This window comes from Streptomyces sp. NPDC002044 (assembly GCF_040296725.1).
In the GTDB taxonomy this organism is placed as follows: Bacteria; Actinomycetota; Actinomycetes; order Streptomycetales; family Streptomycetaceae; genus Streptomyces; species Streptomyces antarcticus.
The window spans coordinates 1-11,284 of record NZ_JBEOXU010000048.1 but is presented as its reverse complement, the minus strand read 5'-3'; the positions used below and the strand labels follow the sequence as shown (position 1 = coordinate 11,284).

Here is an 11,284-nt window from a genome sequence, read left to right as displayed (position 1 = left end):
GGGGACCATGACCATGCCCGAGACGCAGACCGGCACCGAGGCGCTCCGACCGCACGCCGAAGATGCCTTCGCACACGAACTGAAAGCCCTGGAAGCAGCCGACGACCGGCCCCGGCCGGCCCGCTGGAAGCTCTCCCCGTGGGCCGTGGCCACCTACCTCCTCGGCGGCGAACTCCCCGACGGCACGGTCGTCACGCCCAAGTACGTCGGACCGCGCCGCATCGTCGAGGTGGCCGTCACCACCCTGGCGACCGACCGCGCCCTGCTCCTCCTCGGCGTCCCCGGCACCGCCAAGACCTGGGTGTCGGAACACCTCGCGGCCGCCGTCAGCGGAGACTCCACCCTCCTCGTCCAGGGCACCGCCGGCACCCCAGAGGAAGCCATCCGCTACGGATGGAACTACGCCCGCCTCCTCGCGCACGGCCCCAGCCGCGAGGCACTCGTCCCCAGCCCCGTCATGCGGGCCATGGCCGAGGGCATGACCGCCCGCGTCGAGGAGCTCACCCGCATCCCCGCCGACGTCCAGGACTCCCTCATCACCGTCCTGTCCGAGAAGACCCTCCCGATACCCGAGCTCGGCGACGAGGTGCAGGCCGTCCGCGGCTTCAACCTCATCGCCACCGCCAACGACCGCGACCGCGGCGTCAACGAGCTCTCCAGCGCCCTGCGCCGCCGGTTCAACACCGTCGTCCTGCCGCTGCCCGCCACCGCCGACGCCGAGGTCGACATCGTCGCCCGCCGCGTCGACCAGCTGGGCCGAGCCCTGGACCTGCCCGCCGCGCCCGAGGGCCTGGAGGAGATCCGCCGCGTCGTCACCGTCTTCCGGGAGCTGCGCGACGGCGTCACCGGCGACGGCCGCACCAAGGTGAAGTCGCCCAGCGGCACCCTGTCCACCGCCGAGGCCATCTCCGTCGTCACCGGCGGGCTCGCGCTCGCCGCCCACTTCGGAGACGGCGTCCTGCGCCCCTCCGACGTGGCGGCCGGCATCCTCGGCGCCGTCGTCCGCGACCCCGCCGCCGACAAGGTCGTCTGGCAGGAGTACCTGGAGGCCGTGGTGCGCGAGCGCGACGGCTGGAAGGACTTCTACCGCGCCTGCCGGGAGGTGACCCCGTGACACCGGCCGCCCCGGGGCCGCTGCTCCTCGGCGTACGGCACCACGGGCCCGGATCGGCCCGCGCCGTACGGGCCGCCCTCGACGCCGCCGGGCCCCGGGCGGTGCTGGTCGAGGGACCGCCCGAGGGGGACGCCCTGCTGGACCTCGCCGCCGACCCCGGGATGCGGCCGCCCGTCGCCCTGCTCGCCCACGCCGCCGACGACCCCGGGCGCGCCGCGTTCTGGCCGCTGGCCGGCTTCTCCCCGGAGTGGGTCGCCGTCCGCTGGGCCCAGGAGGCCGGCGTACCGGTGCGGTTCATCGACCTGCCCGCCGCGCACACCCTGGCCGGCGCGGGAGAGCCCGGGGGCGGACGGGGGCCCGGTGGAGGGGAGCCCGGCGCGCGGGGCTCCGAACAGCCGGACCCCGTACGGCTGGACCCCCTCGCGGTGCTGGCCGAGACCGCCGGGTACGACGACCCCGAACGCTGGTGGGAGGACGTCGTCGAACACCGCGGGACCCCGGCGGAGCGGTACGACCCGCTCGGCGCGTTCGAGGCCCTCGGCGAGGCCATGGGCGCCCTGCGCGACGCCTACGGCGACGGAGGACACGCCCGGGACCTGATCCGCGAGGCGCACATGCGGCAGCGGATGCGGGCCGCCCGCCGGGAGTTCGGCGACGCGTACGCCGTGGTCTGCGGGGCCTGGCACGTCCCGGCCCTGCGGGCGAAGACCACCGTCGCCGCGGACAAGGCGCTGCTCACCGGCCTGCCCAAGGTCAAGGTGGAGACCACCTGGGTGCCCTGGACCCACCGCCGGCTCGCCCGGGCCGGCGGCTACGGAGCCGGGATCGCCTCGCCCGGCTGGTACGCCCACCTCTTCGCGGCCCCCGACCGGCCCGTGGAACGCTGGCTGGCCAAGGTCGCCGGGCTGCTGCGCGAGGAGGACCGGCAGGTCTCCCCGGCGCACGTCATCGAGGCCGTCCGGCTGGCCGACACCCTGGCCGCGCTGCGGGGGCGGCCGCTGGCCGGCCTGACCGAGACCCTGGAGGCGGTCCGGGCGGTCATGTGCGACGGCTCCGACATACCGCTCGCGCTGATCGAGGACCGCCTCGTCGTCGGCGACGTGCTCGGCGAGGTCCCCGACGCGGCGCCCGCCGTCCCGCTGATGCGGGACCTGGCCCGGCAGCAGCGCTCACTGCGGCTCAAGGCCGAGGCCCAGGACCGTGAGCTGGAGCTCGACCTGCGCAAGGACACCGACGCGGCCAAGTCCCTGCTGCTGCACCGGCTGAGGCTGCTCGGCGTCGACTGGGGCACGCCCACCGCCTCGCGGGGCAGCACCGGGACGTTCCGCGAGACCTGGCGGCTGCGCTGGGAGCCGGAGCTGTCGGTACGGGTCGCCGAGGCCGGGATCTGGGGCACCACCGTCCTCGCGGCGGCCACCGCCCGGGCCGAGGCCGACGCGGCGGGCGCGCGGGAACTGGGCGAGGTGACCGCGCTGGCCGAGCGGTGCCTGCTGGCGGGCCTCTCCGACGCGCTCCCCGCCGTCCTGCGGGCCCTCGCTGACCGCGCCGCGCTGGACACCGACGTGGCGCGGCTCGCCAAGGCCCTGCCGGCCCTGGCCCGTTCCCTGCGGTACGGCGACGTCCGCGGTACCGACGCGGCGGCGCTCGGCACGGTCGCGTCCGGGCTCGCCGAGCGGATCTGCGTGGCCCTGCCGCCCGCCTGCGCGGCCGGGCTGGACGCCGACGCGGCGGCGGAGCTGCGCGGGCACGTCGACGGGGTGCACGGGGCGGTCGGCCTGCTCGCCGACGCGGACGAGGGCCTGCGGGAACGCTGGTCCGCGGTGCTGCGGACGCTGGCCGGCCGGGACACCGTCCCGGGCCTCATACGCGGGCGGGCGGCCCGGCTGCTCCTCGACGACGGCCGGCTGCCGGGCGAGGAGACCGCGCGGCTGATGGGCCTGGCGCTGTCCCCGGCGGCCTCCCCAGCGGACGCGGCCGGCTGGATCGAGGGCTTCGCGGGCGGCGGGAGCGGCGGCGGCACGCTGCTGGTCCACGACGAGCGGCTGCTCGGGCTGATCGACGCGTGGCTGACGGGGGTGCCGGAGCGAGCCTTCACGGACGTACTGCCGCTGCTGCGGCGCACGTTCGGGGCGTACGAGCCGGGGGTGAAGCGGACCCTCGGCGAGCTGGTCCGCCGGGGCCCGGGCGCCCCGCCCGCGGCGACCGGCCCGGGCGCCGCCCCCGAGGGCTTCGCACCGGAGCTGGACCCGGTCCGCGCCGACGCGGTGGTGGACCTGGTCCGGCTGCTGCTGGGCACCGCGACCGGAAGGGAGCCCGCCACGCCGGGGTGACGGCTCCCATCGGGGCCGGGCGGGAGGGGAACGCCTCCGCGGACAGGACGAGCGACGAGCGACGAGTGCAAGGGGACGGGCGGATGAACGGTACGGACGGACGCACGGCGGCACGGGACGCGGCGGCGGCACCCGTGCGCGGCGCGGTGACGGGCGGCCCGGCCGCCGCGGCCGGACCCGGCGGTGAGGGCGGGGCGTACGGGGCCGGGGGGACGAGCGGGGACGAGCGGCTGCGGCGGTGGCGGCTGGTGCTCGGCGGGGGCGAGGCGGACGGCACGGGGTGCGCGCTCACCGGGCGGGACGCGGCGATGGACGCCGCGCTCGGTGCCCTGTACGGCGGTGGCGGCAGCGGCTCCCGCAAGGCGTCGGGGGAGCGTTCGGCCGGGCTCGGCGGGTCCGCGCCGCAGGTGGCCCGCTGGCTGGGGGACATCCGTACGTACTTCCCGACCTCGGTGGTCCAGGTCATGCAGCGCGACGCGATCGAGCGGCTCGGCCTGTCCGCCCTGCTCCTGGAACCGGAGATGCTGGAGGCGGTCGAGCCGGACGTCCACCTGGTCGGCACCCTGCTCTCCCTGAACAAGGCGATGCCCGAGACGACACGCGAGACGGCGCGGGCCGTGGTCCGCAAGGTGGTCGAGCAACTGGAGAAGCGGCTCGCGGCCCGTACCCGGGCCACGCTCACCGGCGCCCTGGACCGGTCCGCCCGGATCAGCCGGCCGCGCCACCACGACATCGACTGGAACCGCACGATCCGAGCCAACCTCAAGAACTACCTGCCCGAACACCGCACCGTCGTGCCCGAGCGGCTCATCGGCTACGGCCGGGCGGCGCGGTCGGTGAAGAAGGAGGTGATCCTCTGCATCGACCAGTCGGGGTCGATGGCGGCCTCCGTCGTCTACGCCTCCGTCTTCGGCGCGGTCCTCGCCTCCATGCGCTCCCTCGCCACCCGCCTCGTGGTCTTCGACACCGCCGTCGTGGACCTGACGGACCAGCTCGACGACCCGGTGGACGTCCTCTTCGGGACCCAGCTCGGGGGCGGCACCGACATCAACCGTGCCCTCGCCCACTGCCAGTCGAAGATCACCCGGCCCGCCGACACCGTGGTCGTCCTGATCAGCGACCTCTACGAGGGCGGCATACGCGACGAGATGCTGAAGCGGGTCGCCGCGATGAAGGCGGCGGGGGTCGAGTTCGTGACCCTGCTGGCGCTGTCGGACGAGGGTGCCCCCGCCTACGACCGCGAGCACGCCGCCGCGCTCGCCGCACTGGGCGCACCCGCCTTCGCCTGCACCCCCGACCTGTTCCCGGAAGTGATGGCGGCGGCACTGGAGAAGCGGCCGCTGCCCGTCCCGGAGGGCTGACGGCGCGCCCGCCGCCGGCCGCCCTCCCGCCGATCGCCGGCCGCCGTCCCCCCGATCGGCCGACCGCCCTCCCCCCGATCGGCCGTGCGCCCCGCGCGCGGCTGTGAACCGGCAGATCGCACGAAGTTCCAGCTCAACCGTGAGGCGATCTGTGACAGGTATCACCGCTCAGGTGTGATCTGCGATTTAGGGACCTACGGCCCACGGGGATAACCTGCGGGACGGACATGCCGCGTCCACGGTCACCGTGTGCGCCTTCCTTGTGACAGCGCCGTCACGTTGCCCTCCGCGGCACGCCCACGCAGATAGCAGAAAACCGCGAATCACTGCGAATCTTTGAAGACAAGGGACGGACGCGCGTGGACCTGTTCGAGTACCAGGCGAGGGACCTCTTCGCCAAGCACGGTGTACCGGTGCTGGCCGGTGAAGTCATCGACACGCCTGAGGCGGCTCGCGAGGCCACCGAGCGGCTGGGCGGCAAGTCGGTCGTCAAGGCGCAGGTGAAGGTCGGCGGCCGCGGCAAGGCCGGCGGCGTGAAGCTGGCCGCCACCCCGGACGAGGCCGTCGCCCGGGCGACGGACATCCTCGGCCTCGACATCAAGGGCCACACGGTCCACAAGGTGATGATCGCCGAGACCGCTCCCGAGATCCTCGAGGAGTACTACGTCTCGTACCTCCTCGACCGCACCAACCGCACCTTCCTGGCCATGGCCTCGGTGCAGGGCGGCATGGACATCGAGGAGGTCGCGGAGAAGACCCCCGAGGCCCTCGCGAAGGTCCCCGTCAACGCCAACGAGGGCGTGACCATCGAGAAGGCCCGCGAGATCGTCGCCCAGGCGAAGTTCCCGGCCGAGGTCGCGGAGAAGGTCGCCGAGATCCTCGTGACCCTGTGGGACACCTTCATCGCCGAGGACGCGCTCCTCGTCGAGGTCAACCCGCTCGCGAAGGTCGCCGGCGGCGACGTCATCGCGCTCGACGGCAAGGTCTCGCTCGACGAGAACGCCGAGTTCCGCCAGCCGGGCCACGAGGAGTTCGTGGACCACGCGGCCGCGAACCCGCTCGAGGCCGCCGCCAAGGCGAAGAACCTCAACTACGTGAAGCTCGACGGCGAGGTCGGCATCATCGGCAACGGCGCGGGTCTCGTCATGAGCACCCTCGACGTCGTCGCGTACGCCGGTGAGAACCATGGCGGCGTCAAGCCCGCCAACTTCCTGGACATCGGCGGTGGCGCCTCCGCCGCCGTCATGGCCAACGGTCTCGAGATCATCCTCGGCGACCCGGACGTCAAGTCCGTCTTCGTCAACGTCTTCGGTGGCATCACCGCGTGTGACGAGGTCGCCAACGGCATCGTCCAGGCGCTGGCGCTGCTGGAGCAGAAGGGCGAGGCGGTCACCAAGCCGCTCGTCGTCCGTCTGGACGGCAACAACGCCGAGCTGGGTCGCAAGATCCTGTCGGACGCCAACCACCCGCTGGTGCAGCGCGTGGACACCATGGACGGCGCGGCCGACAAGGCCGCCGAGCTCGCGGCTGCGAAGTAAGGGCAGAGGTCACAGACTCACATGGCTATCTTCCTCAACAAGGACAGCAAGGTCATCGTCCAGGGCATGACCGGTGCCACGGGCATGAAGCACACCAAGCTGATGCTGGCTGACGGCACCGACATCGTCGGCGGCGTGAACCCGCGCAAGGCCGGCACGACCGTCGACTTCGACGGCACCGAGGTCCCGGTCTTCGGCTCGGTCAAGGAGGCGATCGAGGCCACCGGCGCGAACGTGTCCGTCCTCTTCGTCCCGCCGGCCTTCGCCAAGGCCGCCGTCGTCGAGGCGATCGACGCCGAGATCCCGCTGGCCGTCGTCATCACCGAGGGCATCGCGGTGCACGACTCCGCCGCCTTCTGGTCGTACGCGACCGCCAAGGGCAACAAGACGCGGATCATCGGCCCGAACTGCCCGGGTCTGATCACCCCCGGCCAGTCCAACGCCGGCATCATCCCGGGCGACATCACCAAGCCCGGCCGCATCGGTCTCGTGTCCAAGTCGGGCACGCTGACCTACCAGATGATGTACGAGCTGCGTGACATCGGCTTCTCCTCCGCCGTCGGCATCGGTGGCGACCCGGTCATCGGCACGACGCACATCGACGCCCTGGAGGCGTTCGAGGCGGACCCCGACACCGACCTGATCGTCATGATCGGCGAGATCGGCGGCGACGCCGAGGAGCGTGCGGCGGACTACATCGCCAAGCACGTCACCAAGCCGGTCGTCGGCTACGTCGCGGGCTTCACCGCCCCCGAGGGCAAGACCATGGGCCACGCGGGCGCCATCGTCTCCGGTTCCTCCGGTACCGCGCAGGCGAAGAAGGAGGCCCTGGAGGCCGCGGGCGTCAAGGTCGGCAAGACGCCGACCGAGACGGCCGAGCTGGCGCGCGCGATCCTGAGCGCCGCTCAGTAGTCCTCGCCTTCCAGGCACGTGTGTACGGGCGTGGCCCGCACCCTTCGGGGCGCGGGCCACGCCCGTTCGCGTGCCGTCGCCGGCCCGCTACCCGATCTGCGGGGTGACGCGGCCGGGTCCGGCCAGCGGATCGTCCCGCAGCTTGTCCTGGAGCTGCCGGCTCTCGTCGGTGAGCCGCTGGGGACCGCTGTGCGGGGGCACGCCGGAGACGTTCGCGCCGGGTGAGCGCGGGGGCTCGTACCGGGTCGGGGCGGTCGAAGCGGTGTAGGCGGTCGCGACGGCGATCACCGCGGTCAGCCCGAGGGCGGCCCGGGTCCACAGCCGGGCGCGGTGCTCCGCCGCGGCCCGTACGACGGGGGCGGAGCGCGGTTCGAGGCGTACCGCCGGGCACAGGGCGGCGAGCCGGTCGCGCAGCAGCGCGGACTGCTTCTCGGGCGGTACGGCGGCCAGCTCGGGGATGCGGCCGGACAGCTCGGCGTGCGCGTGGATCAGGCGGCTGCCCGCGGTGGGGGTGCTGGCCTCGGTCTCGGCGGCGGTGTCGGGCAGGTCCAGGCCGAGGCCGTCGTAGAGCACGACGGTGCGGCGGTGCGCGGGGGGCAGCGTGAGGACCGCGTCCAGGAGGATCCGGTCGGCGGGCTCGACGGGGGGCTTGTCGGGCTCGCGGTGGGCCCGGCGCAGCCGGCGCCAGGGGGACAGGGCGTGTTCGTACGCGGCCGCGCGCACCCAGCCCACCGGGTCCGGGTCGACGGCCACCTCGGGCCACCGGGCCCAGGCTTGCTGGAACGCCCGGTCCACCGCCTCCTGGGCGAGGCCGCGGCGGCCGGTGAGCAGGTACGTCTGCCGGGTGAGGGCGTGGGCGGCGTGGGCGTAGAGGGCGTCGAATGCCTGGGCCGGGGTGGCCCGGGCCCCCTCCGGGTCCGTCGTGCCGGGCGCGGCGCCGGGTTCCGCGGCGGGGTCCGGCACGCCGGGGCCCTCGGGCGCGTCCCCGGCAGACCCGGGGGAGGCCCCGGCGGCCTCGGCGGCCTCGGGGGCCTCGGCGGCCTCGGGGGCCCCGGCGGGTCCGGCGTTTCCGGGGGTTCCCGGGGTCAGGGCGGTGCCGCCGGCCAGGGCCTTGGCATACGCGGGCTTGGGCTCGTGACGCGGCACCCCGGCCGGGGGCTTCGAGGCGCGCTTGACCGCGGGCTTCGGCCGGGTTCCGGCGCCGGATGCCTGTCTTTGGCCCTGGTTCGGATTCTGAGCCGGGCCGCCGCCCGCGAAGGACCGTACGCCGCCGACCGCCCGCAGGCCGGAGCCGCCGGGTGGCGCGGGGGCCGGGTCGGCCGGCCCGGGGGAGCCGGATGAGCCGGGCCCCCCGGGTGCCGGGCTGGCTCCGGCGGCGGGCCCGGCGCCGGCTCCGGCCGCGTCGGCGGAACCTTCGGCCGCGCCGGCTCCGGCCATCCCGGCGGTGTCCGCGTCGACTCCGGCCGCGTCGGCCGCTTCCGCGCCTGCCGTGACCGCGGCGGGTGCGGGGGAGGCGTGCGCCGCCGGGCCGTACCCCGTGTCGGGGCCCGCCCGGTCCGGGGTACGGCCCCCGGCGTCGGCCGTCGCCCCGGCCGGTGCCGTGTCCCGGGATGCTTCCGCCGGGCCGAAGCCCCCGGGGGCGAGGTCGGGGCCCGCCCCGTCCGGCGTCCGCGCCTCGTCCCCGTCTCCGGACTCGGCCCCGTCTCCGGCCCAGGCCGCGCCCGCTGCCTCGGTTTCGGCGCCGGTCCCGGCCTCCGCCTCCGCCCCCGGATCCGGTGGGTCCGCGAGGGTGTCCAGGAGCTTCGCGTACGCCTCGCGCTTGCGGCCCCTGGGTTCCGTACGGCCCGTTTCCCACGAGCGCACGGTGGTCGCGGTGACGCCCATCGCCGCCGCGACCTCCTCGTGCGTCAGGGCAGCCGATTCGCGCAGTCTGCGGCGTTCCTTCGGGGACGGGAGGCTCAGCTCCGAGCGCTCCGAGCTCGTCTCGACGCTTTGTGTCATGCCACACTCCCCGTGACCCGACAGACCTGGGCGATAAAGTACATAAACGTATATTGAGCGACACCACGGGCATTCGCCTGTTACCCGCCCATAGCGCGTGTCGTTGGCACCATGGCGGGGTGACCCAAGTGACCGAACGCGGGACCCCGTTGCCTGTGGCCCCCCGGACCGCCGGGAGGCGCCGTTCCCCGGCGGCCGCGGCGTGCGTGATGGGCGGCGCCGTGGCGGCCGGCCTCGGGCTCGGCTTCCTCGCCGTGCTCGTCATCGTGCTGTGGATCAGCTCCCCCTACCCCGACAGCGGCCCCGGCGGGGCCCTGCACCTGGCCGCCGGACTGTGGCTCCTCGCCCACGGGACGGAGCTGGTGCGCTACGAGACCCTGTCCGGGGTGCCCGCGCCCGTCGGGGTGACGCCCCTGCTGCTCGTCGCCCTGCCCGTCCTGCTGATGCGGCGCGCCGCCCGGCTGGGCCACGCCGCCGAGGAGGAGGACGCCGAGGACGTGCTGCCCGCCAGTGCCGTCTTCTCCGCCGTGCTCTGCGGCTATCTGGCCGTCGGAGCCCTCGCCACGGCGTACGCCGCCGGGGGGCCGATGCCCGCCGATCCGCTCAGCGCGGCCTGGCACGTCCCGCTCGTCGCGGTGCTCGCCGCGGGCGGCGGGGTGTGGGCGGCCCGGGGGCGTCCCCTCGGCCCGCTGCCGTCCTGGTGGCCCGGGGGCGTACGGAAGGCATTCGCGCGCCCCCGGTACGCGCTGGCGCTGCGGGCCGGAGCGGGTGGGGCGCTGGTCCTGCTGGGCGGCGGCGCCCTGCTCGTCGGCGTCTCGCTCGCGTGGCACGGCGCGGAGGTCCAGGGGTCCTTCCTGGCCCTGACCGGGGTGTGGTCGGGCCGGTTCGCGGTGCTGCTCCTCGCGCTCGCCCTGATCCCGAACGCCATGGTGTGGGGCGCCGCCTACGGCCTCGGCCCCGGCTTCGCCCTGGGGACCGGCGCGGCCGCGACCCCGCTCGGCTTCACGGGATCGCCCGCGCTGCCCCGCTTCCCGCTGCTGGCGGCGCTCCCGCCCGAGGGGCCGGGGACCCCGCTGACCTGGGCGGCCGCCGGGGTGCCGGTGGTGGCCGGGCTGGCCGTGGGCTGGTTCGCGGTGCGCCGGGCGCGCGAGGTCTCGTACGGGGAGACCGCTCTCACGGCGGCCTTGGGCGCCCTCGTGTGCGGGCTGGCCATGGCCGGGCTCGCGGCGGTGTCCGCGGGGCCGCTGGGTTCCCGGAACCTGGCCGACTTCGGGCCGGTGTGGTGGGCGACGGGCGCGGCGGCCTTCGCCTGGACGCTGCTGCTCGCCGTGCCGGTGGCGGTGTCGGTGCACGCCTGGCGGACCCGCCCCGCGAAGGGTGCGGCGGCCGCGGACCTCGCGGAGGACGACCGCTGGCACGACAGCGGCGTACGGGAGGTGCGCTGGGCGGCACTGCGCCGCGCGGCGGGCACCCTGATCCCGGACTTCTCGTCCGCTCAGCCCGAGACCCGGCCCCAGGCCCCCGCCCGGCCACCGGCCCCCGTGGCGGCCCCGGCTCCGGTAGGGCCGCAGACCCCGGCCAGGGCGCCGCGGCCCGAGGAGTTCCAGGTGCACCCGGTTCCGGCGGCCCCCGCCGCCCCGCCCGCGGCGCCGGTGGCTGCCCCGGCCGCGCCGAGGCGGCCCCGCCCGGTGACGGTCGCCCAAGGGTTCAGCCTGGACCTGACACCGATCCCGATCCCGGCGGCCCCGGCGTCCCCGCCGGGCGTGGCCGCACCCGCCGCCCCGCCCGTGCCCCCGCCCCCGCCCGGCCCGCCGCTGGTGCCGCCGGCGTCGGGCGTACGGGTCATGGCCCGCCGGAGGGCCGACCCCGACCCCGAACCCGACTCCGCCCCCGGCTCCGCCCCGGACGCCTGACGGCGGCACCCGACACACGGCACCCGACGCACGACGGCGGGGGCCGGCTCCCGCGCCGGCCCCCGCCGGCATGTGCGGCCTGTCCGGCCTGGCGGCGCCCCCCGCTGGGTCGGAT

Annotated in this window: 7 protein-coding genes; 6 read left to right on the top strand and 1 reads right to left on the bottom strand. The window is 75.7% G+C overall.

Annotation, left to right across the window (positions count from 1 at the left end):
- The first annotated feature begins 7 nt into the window (after nt 1-7).
- The 5 genes from ABT106_RS14880 (at nt 8) to sucD (ending at nt 7,255) form a co-directional block, all read left to right on the top strand.
- The gene (locus ABT106_RS14880) at nt 8-1,114 is read left to right on the top strand and encodes an ATP-binding protein (RefSeq protein WP_351276684.1); all 1,107 of its coding nucleotides are present in this window, start codon (nt 8-10) and stop codon (nt 1,112-1,114) included.
- Nucleotides 1,072-3,444 (top strand): DUF5682 family protein, encoded by a 2,373-nt coding sequence (locus tag ABT106_RS14875; RefSeq protein WP_502979376.1) that lies wholly within the window; start codon nt 1,072-1,074, stop codon nt 3,442-3,444. The genes ABT106_RS14880 and ABT106_RS14875 overlap by 43 nt, the downstream gene beginning before the upstream one ends.
- Before the next feature lie 83 nt (nt 3,445-3,527).
- The gene (locus tag ABT106_RS14870; RefSeq protein WP_351276680.1) at nt 3,528-4,805 is read left to right on the top strand and encodes a VWA domain-containing protein; all 1,278 of its coding nucleotides are present in this window, start codon (nt 3,528-3,530) and stop codon (nt 4,803-4,805) included.
- Between the two features lie 359 nt (nt 4,806-5,164).
- On the top strand, nt 5,165-6,343 hold the full coding sequence (sucC, locus tag ABT106_RS14865; RefSeq protein ID WP_351276678.1) for an ADP-forming succinate--CoA ligase subunit beta: 1,179 nt from the start codon (nt 5,165-5,167) through the stop codon (nt 6,341-6,343).
- Nucleotides 6,344-6,364: 21 nt separating this feature from the next.
- Complete coding sequence (gene sucD, locus ABT106_RS14860) at nt 6,365-7,255, top strand: succinate--CoA ligase subunit alpha (RefSeq protein ID WP_351276676.1); 891 nt, start codon at nt 6,365-6,367, stop codon at nt 7,253-7,255.
- Between the two features lie 87 nt (nt 7,256-7,342).
- Here the strand turns inward: sucD and ABT106_RS32145 are convergent, their stop codons facing one another.
- Nucleotides 7,343-9,256 (bottom strand): helix-turn-helix domain-containing protein, encoded by a 1,914-nt coding sequence (locus ABT106_RS32145; protein ID WP_502979373.1) that lies wholly within the window; start codon nt 9,254-9,256, stop codon nt 7,343-7,345.
- Between the two features lie 119 nt (nt 9,257-9,375).
- Between ABT106_RS32145 and ABT106_RS14850 the strand changes: the two genes are divergently transcribed.
- Nucleotides 9,376-11,169, top strand: coding sequence for a cell division protein PerM (locus ABT106_RS14850; RefSeq protein ID WP_351276674.1), 1,794 nt, complete (start codon nt 9,376-9,378; stop codon nt 11,167-11,169).
- Nucleotides 11,170-11,284 lie beyond the last annotated feature (115 nt).